16 protein-coding genes and 1 tRNA gene are annotated in these 16346 nt (G+C 66.5%); 13 read left to right on the top strand and 4 right to left on the bottom strand.

The window, feature by feature from the left end; translation table 11 throughout:
- Positions 1–24: 24 nt before the first annotated feature.
- Positions 25–1350, bottom strand: coding sequence for an MFS transporter (locus tag H629_RS0103850; RefSeq protein WP_024356030.1), 1326 nt, complete (start codon positions 1348–1350; stop codon positions 25–27).
- Positions 1351–1583: 233 nt separating this feature from the next.
- Here H629_RS0103850 and dnaK point away from each other — a divergent pair, with 233 nt between their 5' ends.
- Genes dnaK through H629_RS0103825 form a run of 5 tightly spaced genes read left to right on the top strand, consistent with a single transcriptional unit; the run spans position 1584 to position 6558 of the window.
- Positions 1584–3431, top strand: coding sequence for a molecular chaperone DnaK (dnaK, locus tag H629_RS0103845; protein WP_024356029.1), 1848 nt, complete (start codon positions 1584–1586; stop codon positions 3429–3431).
- A 2-nt stretch (positions 3432–3433) separates the two neighbouring features.
- Positions 3434–4048 carry a nucleotide exchange factor GrpE gene (locus H629_RS0103840; RefSeq protein WP_024356028.1) on the top strand — a complete coding sequence of 205 codons (615 nt, stop codon included), beginning with the start codon at positions 3434–3436 and terminating at the stop codon, positions 4046–4048.
- Positions 4041–5003, top strand: coding sequence for a DnaJ C-terminal domain-containing protein (locus H629_RS0103835; protein WP_024356027.1), 963 nt, complete (start codon positions 4041–4043; stop codon positions 5001–5003). The genes H629_RS0103840 and H629_RS0103835 overlap by 8 nt, the downstream gene beginning before the upstream one ends.
- A 14-nt stretch (positions 5004–5017) precedes the next feature.
- The gene (locus H629_RS0103830) at positions 5018–5440 is read left to right on the top strand and encodes a heat shock protein transcriptional repressor HspR (RefSeq protein ID WP_240471029.1); all 423 of its coding nucleotides are present in this window, start codon (positions 5018–5020) and stop codon (positions 5438–5440) included.
- Positions 5428–6558, top strand: coding sequence for a class I SAM-dependent methyltransferase (locus tag H629_RS0103825; protein ID WP_024356025.1), 1131 nt, complete (start codon positions 5428–5430; stop codon positions 6556–6558). The genes H629_RS0103830 and H629_RS0103825 overlap by 13 nt, the downstream gene beginning before the upstream one ends.
- 48 nt (positions 6559–6606) lie before the next feature.
- On the opposite strand, the gene H629_RS0103820 is transcribed toward H629_RS0103825, so the two are convergent.
- On the bottom strand, positions 6607–6930 hold the full coding sequence (locus tag H629_RS0103820; RefSeq protein ID WP_024356024.1) for a helix-turn-helix domain-containing protein: 324 nt from the start codon (positions 6928–6930) through the stop codon (positions 6607–6609).
- Positions 6931–7055: 125 nt separating this feature from the next.
- Between H629_RS0103820 and H629_RS0103815 the strand changes: the two genes are divergently transcribed.
- The 4 genes from H629_RS0103815 to H629_RS0103800 all read left to right on the top strand — a co-directional run bounded on the left by H629_RS0103815 (position 7056) and on the right by H629_RS0103800 (position 11127).
- On the top strand, positions 7056–8357 hold the full coding sequence (locus H629_RS0103815) for an MFS transporter (protein WP_024356023.1): 1302 nt from the start codon (positions 7056–7058) through the stop codon (positions 8355–8357).
- 149 nt (positions 8358–8506) lie between these two features.
- On the top strand, positions 8507–9685 hold the full coding sequence (locus H629_RS0103810; RefSeq protein ID WP_029746545.1) for a glycosyltransferase: 1179 nt from the start codon (positions 8507–8509) through the stop codon (positions 9683–9685).
- 2 nt (positions 9686–9687) lie between these two features.
- Positions 9688–10974, top strand: a complete 1287-nt coding sequence (locus tag H629_RS0103805; protein ID WP_024356022.1) for a glycosyltransferase — start codon at positions 9688–9690, stop codon at positions 10972–10974.
- 61 nt (positions 10975–11035) lie between these two features.
- Positions 11036–11127: transfer RNA gene (locus tag H629_RS0103800), tRNA-Ser, on the top strand.
- A gap of 67 nt (positions 11128–11194) precedes the next feature.
- On the opposite strand, the gene H629_RS0103795 is transcribed toward H629_RS0103800, so the two are convergent.
- On the bottom strand, positions 11195–12310 hold the full coding sequence (locus H629_RS0103795; protein ID WP_024356021.1) for a tyrosine-type recombinase/integrase: 1116 nt from the start codon (positions 12308–12310) through the stop codon (positions 11195–11197).
- The gene (locus H629_RS14745) at positions 12310–12885 is read right to left on the bottom strand and encodes a helix-turn-helix transcriptional regulator (RefSeq protein ID WP_076623911.1); all 576 of its coding nucleotides are present in this window, start codon (positions 12883–12885) and stop codon (positions 12310–12312) included. Before H629_RS14745 ends, H629_RS0103795 begins: the two co-directional genes overlap by 1 nt.
- A gap of 134 nt (positions 12886–13019) precedes the next feature.
- Here H629_RS14745 and H629_RS14740 point away from each other — a divergent pair, with 134 nt between their 5' ends.
- The 4 genes from H629_RS14740 to H629_RS0103785 form a co-directional block, all read left to right on the top strand.
- Complete coding sequence (locus H629_RS14740; RefSeq protein ID WP_076623909.1) at positions 13020–13235, top strand: helix-turn-helix transcriptional regulator; 216 nt, start codon at positions 13020–13022, stop codon at positions 13233–13235.
- Between the two features lie 157 nt (positions 13236–13392).
- The gene (locus H629_RS15095; protein WP_152485640.1) at positions 13393–13821 is read left to right on the top strand and encodes a helix-turn-helix domain-containing protein; all 429 of its coding nucleotides are present in this window, start codon (positions 13393–13395) and stop codon (positions 13819–13821) included.
- A 166-nt stretch (positions 13822–13987) separates the two neighbouring features.
- Positions 13988–14713, top strand: a complete 726-nt coding sequence (locus H629_RS15090; RefSeq protein WP_161607972.1) for a hypothetical protein — start codon at positions 13988–13990, stop codon at positions 14711–14713.
- Between the two features lie 1394 nt (positions 14714–16107).
- On the top strand, positions 16108–16346 hold a 239-nt coding region (locus H629_RS0103785), incomplete at its 3' end, for a transposase (RefSeq protein WP_024356019.1).

The raw sequence follows: 16346 nt of genomic DNA, 5'->3' as shown, positions 1-16346 counted from the left end.
CGCTGCGGCCGGTGGCGCGCGGGTTCAGGCGGTCGGCACCCGCACCGGAATGAGGACCGCCAGGCCGACGAGCAGCACGAGGGCGATGCCGATGATGCCGAAGATCGTCGACCCGCCGAGGGCGACGGCGACGGTGAAGGCGAGCGGTGCGAGGAAGGAGACTGCGCGGCCCGTCGTGGCGTAGAGGCCGAACATCTCGCCCTCCTTGCCGGGCGGGGTGAGGCGGGCGAGGAAGCTGCGGCTCGATGACTGCACGGGGCCCACGAAGATCGTCGCGAAGAGGCCCACGGTCCAGAACGCGGGGGCGCCGAGCGGTGCGAGGGCGAACATCAGGATGAGGGCGATCACGAGCAGCACGAGCGACACCGTCATGACGTTCTTGGCGCCGAAGCGATCCTCGACCACTCCGCCGAGGATGGTGGCGAGGCCCGAGATCACGTTCGCCGCGATCGCGAACATGATGACGGTGGCGGGATCGAAACCGAAGGACAGTGAGGCGACGATGCCGGTGAAGGTGAAGATGCCGGCGAGGCCGTCGCGGAAGATCGCACTCGCGATGAGGAAGAACAGGGTGTGGCGGGAGGAGCGCCAGAGCTGGCCGATGCTGCGGAAGATCGCGCGATAGCCCGCGACCACGCCCACGACCCGGCGGTTGCGGTCGGCCGAGACCTCGGGCACTGCGAAGAAGGTGGGGATCGCGAAGACGGCGAACCAGAGCGCGCACACCACCATGGCGACGCGCACGTTCCAGCCGCCGTCGCTGGTGACGCCGAACCAGCCGGTGTCGGGGAGGATGAAGCCGACGAGCACGATCGTGAGCAGCACGATGCCGCCGAGGTAGCCCATGCCCCAGCCGAAGCCGGAGACGCGGCCCACGTTGCGGGTCGTCGACAGCTGGGTGAGCATCGAGTAGTAGTTGACGCTCGCGAACTCGAAGGCGATGTTGCCGACCGCGAGCAGCACGAGCCCGAGCACGAAGTACTCCGGCGCCGGAGCCACGAGCACCATGAGGGCGGTGCAGGCGACGACGATGCCCGTCGTGACGGCGAGGGAGTGCTTGCGGTGGCCGGTGGCGTCGGTGAGCCGGCCGAAGAGCGGTGCGAAGAGCGCGACGGCGATGCCCGCGATCGAGAGCGTGGCGCCGAGGGCGACCGAGGTCTGCTCCTCGGGGCCGAACGAGGCCGAGGTGATGTAGACGGTGAAGACGAACGTCGTGACCACGGCCTGGAAGGCGGCGGATCCCCAGTCCCAGAGCGACCAGGCGAAGATCGTGCGTTTCTTGACGCGCGGGGCCGCGGGGTCGTGCAGGTGATTCTCGTGCAGCGCGGAATCCGACGCGGTCTCGGTCATGGGGTCACTGTACTCGATCGCGGAGAACGCGAGGGGGGCCTCAGGTGAACCCTGGGAGTTGAGTGTGTTCGACTCAAGTTTGCTCGATCCAGCTTGACTGTCGCGCGCCGCCGAGTAAACTTGAGTGCATCAGGCTCAAGGTCTCCCCGTTCGGGCGGCACGAGCATCAGGACCGCGGATGCCGCCCCGCATCGGGCAGCGGATCCGGAACAGCACCCATAGAAGGAGAACACATGTCACGTGCAGTAGGCATCGATCTCGGCACCACCAACTCGGTCGTCGCCGTGCTCGAGGGCGGCGAGCCCACCGTTATCGCGAACGCCGAAGGGTTCCGCACGACCCCGTCGATCGTCGCGTTCACCAAGGATGGCGAGGTGCTCGTCGGCGAGACCGCGAAGCGCCAGGCCGTCACCAACGTCGACCGCACCATCGCCTCCGTCAAGCGCCACATGGGCACCGACTGGAAGAGCGACGAGATCGACGGCAAGCGCTACACCGCGCAGGAGATCAGCGCTCGCACGCTCATGAAGCTCAAGCGCGACGCGGAGACCTACCTCGGCGACAAGGTCACCGATGCGGTCATCACCGTCCCCGCTTACTTCAACGACGCCGAGCGCCAGGCCACCAAGGAGGCCGGTGAGATCGCGGGCCTCAACGTGCTCCGCATCATCAACGAGCCCACCGCGGCCGCGCTGGCCTACGGCCTCGACAAGGGCAAGGAAGACGAGCTCATCCTCGTCTTCGACCTCGGCGGCGGCACCTTCGACGTCTCCCTGCTCGAGGTGGGCAAGGATGACGACTTCTCGACCATCCAGGTGCGCTCCACCGCGGGCGACAACCGTCTCGGCGGCGACGACTGGGATCAGCGCGTCGTGAGCTGGCTCGCGGATCAGTTCAAGGCCTCGACCGGCGTCGACGTCGCGAACGACAAGATCGCGCTGCAGCGCCTCAAGGAGGCCGCGGAGCAGGCCAAGAAGGAGCTCTCGAACTCGACGAGCACCCAGATCCAGCTGCCCTACCTCTCGCTCACCGAGAACGGCCCCGCCAACCTCGACGAGACGCTCACCCGCGCCAAGTTCGAAGACCTCACCAAGGATCTGCTCGAGCGCACCCGCAAGCCCTTCGAAGACGTGATCAAGGAGGCCGGCGTCAAGGTCTCCGACATCGCCCACGTGGTGCTCGTCGGCGGCTCGACCCGCATGCCCGCCGTCACCGAGCTCGTGAAGAAGCTCACCGGCGGCAAGGAGCCCAACAAGGGCGTCAACCCTGATGAGGTCGTCGCCGTGGGCGCCGCCCTGCAGGCCGGCGTGCTGAAGGGCGAGCGCAAGGACGTGCTGCTCATCGACGTGACCCCCCTGAGCCTCGGCATCGAGACCAAGGGCGGCATCATGACGAAGCTGATCGAGCGCAACACCGCGATCCCCACGAAGCGCAGCGAGACCTTCACCACGGCCGAGGACAACCAGCCCTCCGTCGCGATCCAGGTCTTCCAGGGCGAGCGCGAGTTCACCCGCGACAACAAGAACCTGGGCACCTTCGAGCTCACCGGCATCGCCCCGGCCCCCCGCGGCATCCCGCAGATCGAGGTCACCTTCGACATCGACGCCAACGGCATCGTGCAGGTCTCGGCGAAGGACAAGGGCACCGGCAAGGAGCAGACCATCACCATCTCCGGTGGTTCGACGCTCTCCAAGGAGGACATCGAGCGCATGGTGCGCGAGGCCGAGGAGCACGCCGCCGAGGACAAGAAGCGCCGCGAGTCGGCCGAGCAGCGCAACAACGCCGAGCAGCTCGCCTACTCGGTCGAGAAGCTCATCTCGGAGAACGAGGACAAGCTGCCCGAGGACGTCAAGACCGAGGTGCAGGGCGATCTGGACGCGCTCAAGCAGGCGCTCGCCGGCGATGACGACGAGGCCGTGAAGTCGGCGGCCGAGAAGCTCGGCCAGAGCCAGACGAAGCTCGGCGAGGCGATCTACGCGGCCGCTCAGGCCGAGCAGCCCGCCGCCGACGCCGACGCCGCAGGATCGAACGACGACGACGTGGTGGACGCCGAGGTCGTCGAAGACGAGGAGCAGAAGTAACCATGGCAGCACAGGGACAGCGCACGCCGGGCGAAGAGCCGAACAGCGACGATGTTCCTGCGACGACGGGGCCGGAGGCGAACGCCTCCGGCCCCGTGCCGCAGGAAGACGGGTTCACCGTCGATGACATCCTGAACGCAGACCAGAACACGGACGCCAAGGCCGCCGACGAGGTCGCCGCGAAGGCCGCCGACGCCGAGGAGAACCCGTACCTCGAAGATCTGCGCCGCCTCACCGCGGAGTACGCGAACTACCGCAAGCGCACCGAGGCCAACGCGCAGCTCGACAAGCAGCGCGCCGTGGCCGCCGCGGTCACCCCGCTGCTCACGGTGCTCGACGATCTCGACCGGGCCGAGCAGCACGGCGATCTCGTCGAGGGATCCGCCTTCTTCACGATCGCGCAGAAGATCCGCGGCACCATGGAGCGTCTCGGCGTCGAGAGCTACGGCGAGAAGGGCGAGCCCTTCGACCCGCAGCTGCACGAGGCCATCGCGCAGGTGCCGGTGCCCGGCACCGAGCAGCAGACCGTTCTGGACGTGATCGAGCGGGGGTACCGCGTCGGCGACGTCGAGCTGCGCCCCGCCAAGGTAGCGGTGGCGGTGGGGGCAGATGGCTAGTCAGGATTGGCTCGAAAAGGACTTCTACGCGATCCTCGGCGTCTCGAAAGACGCGAGCGAGGCCGAACTGAAGAAGACGTATCGCAAGCTCGCCCGCAAGCACCACCCCGACTCCAACCCCGGTGACGCCGTCGCCGAGGCGAAGTTCAAGGAGATCAGCGAGGCCTACTCGGTGCTCTCCGACAAGGAGCAGCGGGCCGAGTACGACCAGATCCGCGCCATGGGCGCCGGCGGCGCCCGCTTCACCTCGGGCGGGGGCGGCGGCCAGGGCTTCGAGGACATCTTCGGCGGCATGTTCGGTGGTGCTCGCGGCGGCGGCAACTTCAGCTACCAGGGCGGTTTCCCGCAGGGTGGTCAGAGCTACGAGGACATCTTCAACCTGTTCGGCGGCGGCCCCAGCGGTCCGCAGCCGGGGCGCGACATCCAGGCCACGACCACGCTCGACTTCGAGACCGCGGTGCAGGGCAAGACCGTCACGCTGCAGACCCCCAACGGGTCGGTGAAGGTCAAGATCCCGGCCGGCGTCTCGGACGGGCAGAAGATCAAGGTGCGCGGCAAGGGCGATCCCAGCCCGAACGGCGGGCCGGCGGGCGATATCATCCTGACGGTGAGCGTTCGTAAGCATCCCGTGTTCGAGCGCGACGGTCAGAACCTGCGCCTCAAGCTGCCGATCACCTTCTCGGAGGCCGCGCTCGGGGCGACCGTCGAGGTGCCGACCCTCGGCGGCGACCCCGTGCGCCTCAAGGTGCAGCCGGGTACGCCGAGCGGGCGCGTGCTGCGGGTCAAGGGTCGCGGCGTGCAGAGCTCCAAGGGCACCGGCGATCTGCTCGCCGAGGTGCAGGTCGTTGTACCGTCGCACCTCTCCGAGGAGGCCCGCGAGGCCCTCGAGGCCTTCCGCGAGGTGGAGCCCCGGGAGAACCCGCGCGAGGATCTCCTGTCGCGCGCCCGCGGCTGAGAGCGGTGAATCCCATGGCCGAACCTCAGATGGATCGCTACACGCCCGTGTTCGCGATCGCCGCCGCCGCGGAGCTCGCCGAGATGCACCCGCAGACCCTGCGGCAGTACGACAGGATCGGGCTCGTGTCGCCGCAGCGCACGCGCGGCAACACTCGCCGGTATTCGCTGCACGATGTGGCGCGACTGCGCGAGGTATCGCGGCTCTCCGCCGAGGGCCTCAGCCTTGAGGGGATCCGCCAGGTGCTGCGCCTGGAGGATCGTGTGCGTGAGCTCGAAGGCCGCGTGCACGACCTCGAGCACGCTCTCGCCGAGGAGCGGTTGCAGCGGCCCGAGCGGCGCGTGTTCGCCGCCGGTGCCGCGGGCGGGGAGGTCATCACCCTGCGCCGCGGCACCCGCGTGCGGCGCAACGCCGAGGTCGTCGTGTGGAAGCCGTAGCGGCGCTCTTCGCGCGGCTCTCGCGCGAGCCCGACTTCGACGCTCCCGAGCTGCAGGCGCACGACTCCGCCGACGAGCTGATCCTCGACACCGCGGCAGACGAACTGCGCCGCGTCGGCGAGGGCGAGATCGTCGTGATCGGCGACCGCCACGGTGCGCTCACTCTCGGCGCGGCCGCTCTCGGTGCGCGCGGGATCCGCGTGCATCAGGATCCGCTGCTCGGCGAGCGCGCGCTCACCGCGAACGCGGAACGCCTCGGGCTCGCGGGTCTGCACGCCTCGCACCCGCTCGGCGAACCGCTGCTGAGCGGCGCGCGGCTCGTGCTGCTGCAGCTGCCGCGCGGCCTCGATGCGCTCGACGAGATCGCCTGGTCGATCGCGCGCTGGGCGCACCCCGAGGTGCGGGTGGTTGCCGGCGGGCGCGTGAAGCACATGACCCGCACGCAGAACGAGGTGCTGGGCCGCTACTTCGGCGAGGTCTCGGCGGGGCTCGGGCGTCGCAAGGCCCGCGTGCTGAGCGCGAGCGAACCGCGCGAAGCAGGCCCCGCGCCGTTTCCCCGCTGGGGGGCGGATCCGGCGCTCGCGTTCCGCGTCGCGGCGTTCGGGGCGACTTTCGGGGGTGCGACGCTCGACCACGGCAGCCGCCTGCTGCTCGCCGGGCTCGGGGATCCCGGGATGCGTGCGCCCGGCCGCGTCGTCGACCTCGGCTGCGGCAACGGCGTGCTCGCCGTCTCTGCGGCGCGGCGCTGGCCCGCCGCCGAGATCATCGCGACCGACCAGTCGGCCGCGGCGGTCGCCGCCGCCCGGCTCACCGCCGCGGAGGCGGGTGTGGAGGGCCGAGTCGTGATCCACCGCGCCGATGCGCTCGAGACCGTGCCAGACGGGTGGGCGGAGCTGATCCTGCTCAATCCGCCGTTCCACACGGGGTCGACGGTGCACGCGGGAGTGGCGCACCGTCTGATCCGTGCGTGCCGCCGCGCGCTCGCGCCCGGCGGTGAGCTGCGTCTCGTCTTCAACTCGCACCTGCGATACCGGCCGCTCGTGGAGCGCGAGATCGGCCCGGTGCGCGAGGTGGCCCGCGATCGCACCTTCACGGTGCTGTCGGCGACGCGTCGCTGAGGCGCTGGCTGGGCTTCCGGGCGGATGGGTTGAACGCCGGATCGGCGGTCAGGCCTTGCGCCGCCGCCGCTGGCCGCCCTGCTCGGCGCGCGCCCGGATGAGATCGCGGGCCGAGAGCTGGTGCAGGCGCACGCCGTAGTCGTCGGCGGTGAGCCCGGTGAGGAAGCTGCCGGGGTCGACTTCGAGCGCGGTGGCGAGGCGCACAAGGGTCTCGGCCGTCGGGCTGGAGACCCCGCGCTCGATCTTGCCGATGCTGGTCCAGCTGATCTCGGAGAGCTCGCCGAGATCTTCGAGCGAGATGCCGAGGTGCTGACGGATCTCCCGCACGCGGCGACCGATCTTCAGCGCGGCTTCCGAGTGAATGTTGGGCACCGAACCAGCGTGCTCGACTCATGTCTCCAGCACCAGGCCCTAAGGACGCTGGCTGAAAACACCTAGTGCGCCGAGGCTGCACCGTGAGAGGCGCGCGGCCGCCGCGGGCGTACCCTGGAGTCGACATGTCGAACGCCACACGGGATCTGCTGCTGCGTCTCGCCCCGAGCATCTACGGGCCGACGATCCTGTTCACCCTCGGCGCCTACGCGATGCTGCCCATCGTCCCCGTCATCGCGGTGTCGCAGGGCGCGGGTCTGGGCCTCTCCGGGGTGATCGCCTCGGCCGCGGTCGTCGGCCGCCTGCTCGGCAACCTGCCGGCGAGCTGGCTCGTGGCGCGGGCGGGAGAGCGGATCGCCATGCTCATCGCCTCGGGCGTCGCCTTCGCGGGCGCGCTCGGCGTCGCGCTCGCCCCCGGCCTCGCCGTGCTCGGCACCTCGGTCTTCGTGATCGGCTTCGCCGAGTCGGCGTTCGGGCTCGCGCGCCACTCGCTCATGACCACCCGCGTCCCCGTCTCGTTCCGCGCGCGGGCGCTGTCGCTGATCGGCGGATCGCACCGCTTCGGACGGTTCGCGGGGCCGTTTCTCGCGGCCGGCCTGCTCGGACTCACGGGAGACGAGCAGGCGCCTGTCTGGGCGTTCGTGGTCTGCCTCGCCCTCACCGCGCTGCTCGTGGGGTTCGCGCCGGATCCCGAGCGGCTGCTCTCCGACCGCCCCGGCGGCGGTACGGTCCCCGGTCGGGGAGCCGAGGCCGCGCGAGGATCGGACGGCATGCTCGCCGCGATCCGCATCGGCCGCGCCCCGCTGCTGCGCATCGGCGGCTCCGCCGCGATCCTGTCGGGGCTGCGCTCCGTGAAGGATGTGCTGCTGCCGCTGTGGGGCGTCTCGATCGGTCTCGACGCGACGGGCGTCGCGCTCGTGGTCGGCATCGCGGGCACGATCGACTTCGCGCTGTTCTACGCCAGCGGCCAGGTCATGGACCGTTTCGGGCGGCTCTGGGCGGCGTTGCCGGCCACTGTCGCGATGGCGCTCAGCTTCCTGGTGCTCGCCACCACGCACCATCTCCCCGGCGCGGTCTGGTGGCTGATGGGCTGCGCGGTCGTGATCGGGATCGGCAACGGCCTGTCGAGCGGCATCCTGCTCACTCTCGGCGCAGATCTCGCCCCGCGCGAGAACCCCGCGCCCTACCTCGCCGCGTGGCGCACGCTCACCGATTTCGGGGGTGCCACGGCGCCGCTCGCGGTCTCCGCGATCGCCGCGGTGTCGCTGCCGCTCGCGAGCGCTGTCACGGGGATGCTCGCGGTCGCCGGCGCGGTGGGATTCGCGCGGTGGATCCCGCGCTACATTCCGCGTCTGCGGTGGGAGGCCGGCCGCGATCCCGATGCGGATCCCGATCCGTCCGGGCCCCGCACCCCGTCGGCGGGCTGATCCGCTCTGGTCCCGGCCCGCGTCGTCCGCGGCCCGCGCCGGTGCGCCGACTCGGGGCCCTGCTGCGTCGATTCGGAGGCGACGCTGCATACACTTGAGTGCGTTCGCCCACCGGCAACGCCTCATCGACCGAAGGACTCCCGCACACCGTGAGCACCACCGATCGCCAGCAGCCGCTCCGAGTCCTCATCGGATGCGACACCTTCACGCCCGACGTCAACGGGGCGGCGCGCTTCGCCGAGCGCCTCGCGGCGGGGCTCGTACAGCGCGGGCACGACGTGCACGTGGCGGCGCCCTCGAAGCGGGCGAACCGCACCGGCAGCTTCACGGAGACGGTCGAGGGCGAGCGCATGACGGTGCACCGGTGGACCAGCTGGCGGTGGTATCCGCACGACTGGCTGCGCTTCGTGCTGCCCTGGCGGGCCCGCTCCTACGCCCGCAAACTGCTCGACGCCGCGCGGCCCGACGTCATCCACATCCAGTCGCACATCGTCGTGGGGCGCGCCCTCGCGAAGGAGGGCGCCAAGCGCGGCATCCGCATCGTCGCCACCAATCACGTCATGCCCGAGAACGTGCTCGACTTCACGCTGCTGCCCGAGCGGGCGAAGCGGGTCTTCGTGCGCTGGGGCTGGAACGACGCCGACCGTGTGCTCACCCGGGCCGCCGCCGTCACCACGCCCACGCGCCGCGCCGCCGACTTCCTGGAGCGCAACACCCACCGCCGTGGCGTGCTGCCCGTCAGCTGCGGCCTGCGCGCCTCCGACTACACCGCCGACCTCGAACCGCGCACCGCGAACCGGCTCGTGTTCGTCGGCCGGGTCACGCTGGAGAAGGAGATCGACGTGATCCTGCGCGCGATCCCGCGCATCGATCCCGCGCTCGAGGTGAGCTTCACCGTCGTCGGCGACGGAGACCAGCGCAAGAACCTCGAGAAGCTCGCCACCGAGCTCGGCATCGCGGATCGCGTGCGCTTCACCGGCCGGGTGAGCGACCAGCAGCTGCGCGCCCACCTCACCGAGGCGAGCGTGTTCGTGATCGCCTCGATCGCCGAACTGCAGTCGATCGCGACGATGGAGGCAATGGCCTCCGGGCTGCCGATCGTCGCCGCCAACGCGATGGCCCTGCCGCACCTCGTGCAGGAGGGCGAGAACGGTCACCTCTTCCAGGCCGGCAACGACCGCGAGCTCGCCGAGCAGATCGAGGCGGTGCTGCGGCTCGCGCCCGAGCAGTTCCAGCGCATGCAGCGGGCGTCGCTGGCCGCCGTGCAGGTGCACGACATCGACCGCACCCTCGACACCTTCGAGGCGCTGTACCGGGGCGACGCCTGACCATGCACGTGCTCGTCGTCACCGATCAGCACGCCGACTCGCTCGGTGGCGTGCAGGTGGCGATCCGCCTGCAGCGGCGATACCTCGAACGGCTGGGGCACCGCGTCACCATCGCTGCGCCCGCGCTGCACCGACAGGGCTACACGCCGAGTGACAGCGCATACGTCGATCTGCCCTCTCGGCCGATCACCCGCGACCGCGAGTACGGCATCGCCTGGCCGGGCCGGCGCACCGACCGTGCGCTCGCCGCAGCGCTCGCGCAGCTGCCGCCCGTCGACCTCGTGCACGTGCAGGGCGACTTCTGGGGGGCGATGATCGGGCTGCGCGCCGCCCGCGGGCTCGGCGCCGCCCGGGGCCTGCCCGGGGCGCTGCCGGTGGTGCACACGATGCACAACCACGTCGATGAGGGCACCCGCGCCGTCACACCGCTCGCCCCGCTCGCCTTCGGGGGGCTGCGGGTGTGGCGGCGACTCGTGCTCGGCCGGGTGCGAGGGGCGGTCGCGGGCCGCGCGAGGGGCGCCTGGCGCTACCTCGCCGAGCTCGCCGCCGAGGCGACGGTCGTCACCGCCCCGTCGCGCCACTTCGCCGACGAGCTGGAGCGGCACGGCGTGGCCGCCGAGGTGCGCGTGACGCGCGGCGGCGTCGACGACGAGGCCATCGCCGAGGTGCGCGAGGCGCCGCGTTCGCCGCGCAGCCGGCCGCGCCTCGTGTGGCTCGGGCGCATGAGCCACGAGAAGCGGGTGCTCGAGTTCATCGACGCCATCGCCCTGGCCGAGATCGACGCGGACGTCGTGCTGCACGGCGCCGGACTGCTGCTGCCCCGCGTGCGGGAACGCATCGCACGCGCCGGCCTCGCGGACCGCGTCACCGTCGCCGGACCCGTGCCCTACCGCGACGCGCTCGCCGCGTTGCGCGACGCCGACGCGCTGGTGCAGACCTCGATGGGCTTCGAGACGCAGGGGCTCACCCCCTTCGAGGCGGCCGCGCTCGGCACGCCCACCATCTTCTGCGACCCTGAGATCGCCGACGACGTCGACGCCTCGGTCGAGTGGCGGGTCGCCGATGCGAGCGTGGAGGCGCTCGCAGATACGCTGCGGCTCGCGGTCTGCGAGCTGGCGGTCGGGGTTCGGTCCGGCGCTGGCGAGCGGGGCGCGGAGGGAATCGGGACCGCGGATCCCGATCCGCTGCGCGTGCCCGAAGCCGAGGGGCGCCGATTCCTGCAGTCGGCCCAGACCGTCCGCATGGTCGAGGTCTACGAGCGCGCGCTGCGCTCGGCGGATGGGCGCTGAACCCAGGCGATTTCCGATGGGCCGGATCGTCCGGTTAGAATGGGTGACGTTGTTCGCGTATGGAGACGTGCCGGAGCGGCCGAACGGACTTCACTGCTAATGAAGGGTCGGGGTTAAACTCGACCGGGGGTTCAAATCCCCCCGTCTCCGCCAGTCGAACAACACATAGAACCCCCGAACATCGTTGAGAAATCAACGGAGTTCCGGGGGTTCTTTTGTTTTACCCGCGAGCTTCTGGCAACAAACTGGCAACACCTTGCGAAGCGATCGCAGCGTCAAGGCGCTCAGTGAGCGCTTCGAGGTCGTCATCGAACAGGTCTGAGTACACGTCGAGGGTCATCGCAGCGGACGCGTGCCCGAGCATTCTTTGGACCGCTTTGACGTTCGCACCAGCACTCACAGCGAGTGATGCCGCAGTGTGGCGCAGGTCGTGCAGCACTAACCGTTCAACGCCGGCGTCATCCAGAGCGGTCTTCCACCAAGACTTCGACCCCTCGCTCGCCCGGACCCGCTTCATGTGTCCGCCGTACCCGTTGTCGAAGATGATGTCGGACGGCTGCTTCGTTTTGCACCGATGTTCGAGCCTCGTGAGCACTTCAGCAGGGACTGGGACTCTTCTCGCCTCATGCGTCTTCGGGGTCCCAAGGTGAAACTCTCCATCGACCTCCACCACATTGCGCGTTACGTTGATTCGACCCTTAATGAAATCGATATCCGACTTGCGGAGGCCGATCAGCTCACCCCAGCGAAGGCCGCAGTATCCGAGCGTGAGCACCAGAGCCTCATGCTGTTTCGCGGCACGGGCCACAGCCCAGAGCTCCTGGTGTGTGAGGTATCGACGCGTCTTCTGGGACACTTTGCGGGGGAGTGCCACACCGCGAGCGGCGTTGCTCGCCACGCGGCGATCACGCTCAGCAGTATCGAGAATGCTCGCCAGAATGCCGTAGGCGCGTGCGACTACAGTGGCACTCTTGCCGATCCCCGAAACCCAACTCTGCACCTCTGAGTGGCGGATGCTCGTCACGGCCCGATGTCCCCATTGTGGGGCCACGTAGTTCTTCCAGGAAGCCTCAAGCGATGCGAAGCTAGATGGTTTCAGTACGCCCTGTTTGGAGGTGAGCCAGGTGGCCCCGAGCTCGTCGATACTCACGCGACCGTCGCTGTGGGTAATGTACTCGCCGCGAGCCTTGGTGACCTCAACTTCGGCGAGCCGAAGCTCGGCGTCTCGTTTCCGCCTGAATCCCCGCTCCTGTGTCTGCTTATTGTCTGGTCGTCGGTAGATGATGCGATACAGCCGCTGTCCCGCAGCGTTTTCATACGAGTGGATGCTGCCCATCAGAGGTTGTAGCGGCCCCCCTCGACCGTGATGATCATCTCGTTGATCGTTGATTTCTCGAGCGCGTCGAGCGCGCGTGCAATTCGGAGTTCGGCGTCTTCGTGAGCGTCAGGATCTTGAACGATTGCACGATCTATGAGTTGTGTCGTAAGTCGTTCTCGCTGCGCGTCGGACGTTGCGGCATCTTCCTGGAGATCAAATGCGTCCAATAGGATTCGACGGAGTTGGCGCATCTGTTCCCAATGCTCGTGGAGCGACTTCATGGCGCCTCTTCGAGATGTCTCCAGAGCTCGCAACGTCGCCAGGCCATCAGCGATTATTTCGTCAATCTTGTCTGAGCTGAGTAATTCCTCAAGTGTCGTTTGAAGCGCCGAAGCGTATACGAGAGCTTCTCCGACGGTGAGCGCGCGCTCACCTTTCTCGATTCGAGACATAGCGGTTTGGCTCATTCGTATGCCCGCGTCGGATATGAGAGTCGCAACTTCCGTTTGCGAAAGACCCAAACGTTCGCGACGCTCTCTGAGTTTTTGCGCGAGTGTGAAGTCCTCAGCAGCGACGTTAGCGCGATTGCTCATAAGTGCTTGTCACCTTTTCAAGATAGGCCGTTGCGTAAATCATAACAGCGAATACCCGAATATAACTACCCGCGTGTATGCTTCTGGATCACCACCTCTGAAAAGTGGAATCTGCGAATGGAAAGAGAACGAAAATGACCACAGCGCTTACTCCGGAATACATCACGCCGGCTCAGGTGTGTGAACTTATTCCCGGGATGACGAAAGCGAAACTCGCGCAACTGCGCCTTGTTGAATCTAAGGGTCCTCGGTTCTACAAGCCAACCGACCGCACTGTCTGCTACGAGCGCGGTGAGGTTCTGGCCTGGATCGCGGGCTCTGCAATGACGGGGACAGCGGTGCGCAAATGACTGACACTCTGAGAATTGAAGACCCCGGCATCGCGCCAACGAACACCGGGGTCACGATCAGCCGCCTTGCAAGCACACCAATCCATTCCGAGGTTACACGTCGTGTCGTAGCGCCCGAAGGGCTCCTCGGGGAAATGGTGGATTTACGCTGTGGTCCGTGTCTAAGTCGGCGATGACATGGACGACCTCGCACATCATCTTGCGCCAGTTGACCGATGTAGAAGCCGAGTCTTGGGCACGCCACAGGCAGAGGCTTGATCGACGCGTCCCTGCGCTCAAACCGCTGACACCAAGCGAGAAAGCCCTGCTTCATTTCTTCGCATTGCGCGAGTCAACCAAACACGGTTATGCGTTTCCCGGTCGCGCTCATACGGCCGAGAGGCTGGGGTGCACGGTGCGGACTATTGATCGAAAAATCTCAGTGCTTGAGAATGCGAAGCTCGTCGCCGTGACCCGTCGCGGCGGGCATCACAGTAGTACCAACGAATACCGCTTGCTCGTTCCCTGCGAGATTCGGCATCGCGATCGTGAATGGATGAGCCGCCATCCTTGCCCGGTTTGCGGGCAAGTTGAGCGCACCAACTGAGGGAATTCTGTGTCGAGGTAGTGCGGTTTTTGTCGCCCGTTGCCGGTCGTGACGGGCGACAGAAACCGCACCCCAGGGGCGACAAAAACCGCGCCCCAGGGGCGACATAAACCGCACCTGACGGGCGACATAAACCGCCCCCTATAGATAAGTGAGAGATCAATGAATGAATCAGAGAAAGACGGCGCGACTGCGCGAAGTGGCAAGGGGATTCGAAATGAATGAAGAAGAGAAATTTGCTTACGAAGGTGTGAGCGCGGTCGAAAGTGGTCGGTTTCGAAAGGTCAAGAAGTCGGTGCGTGTGCTGTTCATGGAGGTCGACGCCGTCTTCCCGCAACTCGAATCAGAACCACTGCTGAACCGTATCGACTACGAAATCGTCAAGGAGGCCATGGGTTGGGAGCACGGTGACGGCTATCAGGCGCTCAACGGATGGCGTCGGCGCGTGAGTGAGAGGTGTGCTGGGTACGACTTCGCGTATGTGTTTTCATACGCTCTGGATCGACGCGCGGAAATTCTGAGAAGCGAGCTGTCGATGCATTTCCCGGGTGCGGGGGCATCTATCTGGACGCTTCGCGAATGGGGTTATGGTGTGGAATCCGACTACTTTGTTGAGACGTTTGCGGACTGCCTCCGCTCGATTCAGCGCACAGAGTACAAGGTGTCCAGTCTGCAAGTGTATCTAAATCGAGATGCTCATTTCGTTGACGAAGTGCTTCGCGGTTTATCGGTTCGTTGCCCTCCTCTCCCAGTGAATATTGAGTCAGTACACCCACAACTCGGCATATTTGCGAGGGGGCTTCCGATGCCAGAAGAATTTCAGGCTGTCGACGATTGGCTGGACGCGAGAGAACCACTACCCGGGGAGGTGAAGCGGCTGAAGATCAAGTAAGAACAACGGACCGTCTCCAACGCCATCCGCGCTGTTGCCTGCTTTTCACTTGGCTGCTTGCGCTTTCCAGCCGGCCCAACCTTCTCAATCTGCTGTTGGCCGCTCGGCTCACTGCAATCCTGCCGACCGACTGTTTCTCCGTACACCACTGGCATTCGAGGTTGTCTGCGAGTGCATCTTCCGTAAAGGAGCTATATGAAGACCCGAAGCCAGAGCGAATTTGAAGCTCGAATCAGAGCAAAGATCCGCGCCGAACGGGCGAAGAAGCATAAGGGCGCAAACGATTCGCCTGACTCCGATCCGTTAGAACGCTGTACGGCATGGAAATCATCCGCGGAGGAGCGCTGGGTCAATGAGCGCAGCCAGGCGATTCGACAACGAGTGGATGAGAACGGGAATCGAATTCCTTCGGGTGCGTATCGTTCAGCAGCAGAACACCACTTTGCGTACCGTGAGTTTCGAAGAGAGCGTCACCCACGCAATGCGCTTGCCCATGCTGCCATGCCGATAGATGAGTCAAATCTCTACACGAGATCTTGCGAGCTGGAACGGTGCGGAAGAGTTTTTGTCACCTCCGCTCGTCAACGGAGATTCTGCTCGGAGAAATGCGTACGAAAAGATCAGCGAAAGCAGGCAGCAGAAGCGCGGAAGCGATACGAAGCCGCAACTATGAAGTGCTCCCGGAGTGAGTGCGCCGAGCGCTTCTTTCGACTTAGACAGGATCACCGATTTTGCTCCGCAAAGTGCAGGACTCGAGCCTGCCAACGGAGCCGCGTGATGCATCAGGAGCGCCCTTGCGAAGCTTGCAACGCGATGTTTACGCCCAGGAACAGTCGTGCAAAATTTTGTTCGGACCGTTGCAGGGTGCGTTCCTGGTCGCGTAGCAAGGGGACTGGGAGTAGCGACCACTCGATCTAAGGTCACCCCAAAGTGCGAGCAGTACGCGGGTAGTCGCCCTCAAGTGCCAAGCGTTTACGAAGAAGTCGGAACGTGAGTGGGAATGCGCGGTGAGTCAGTCATTGATGGTGGGAACTGATAGTGCCGCCGAGGCTAGATTGATGATCAATCTGAGAGGCGGGCTGAGTGGTCCAAGTGCCCGAAGCGAAGATTGAGGTCGAGCGACTCCTCAATTTCTCAACGATAGAACGGGGTACGCGTCTCCTAACCTCACACGTGAGAAATCAAGCACGATCGAACGACGCAAGGAGAAACTGACGAACATCACTTCCACCGCATTCCGGTGGAAACACTGTCGGGAGGTCGGGGCCGATGAGTGGTGCCCCATAAAGTGGTGTAGCTCGCGGTGGCCAGGCTCGTCGTTCACGACGTAAGCGCGGTCACCGTGTGATCCTTCGAGAAAGCTCTCTACTTCTCACTCGAATGGAGTCATCACGATGACCGCTCCTCATATTGTCGACCCTGCCGGCGTGCTCAGCGAAGCATTGTTGGACGCGTCGCCTGATCTGATGCGCAGCTTGCTGCAAACGATGATCAACGCGTTGCTGTCCGCTGACGCGGACGCCGTGGTCGGCGCGGAATGGGGCAAACCCAGCCCTGACCGCCTCGCCCAGCGCAACGGCTACCGCCACCGCGACCTGGACACCCGCGTCGGCACCATCGACGTCGCTGTCCC

Origin of the sequence: Leucobacter chironomi DSM 19883 (assembly GCF_000421845.1) — a bacterium.
Classification (GTDB): domain Bacteria; phylum Actinomycetota; class Actinomycetes; order Actinomycetales; family Microbacteriaceae; genus Leucobacter; species Leucobacter chironomi.
This window is presented reverse-complemented; position numbering and strand designations above follow the sequence as displayed.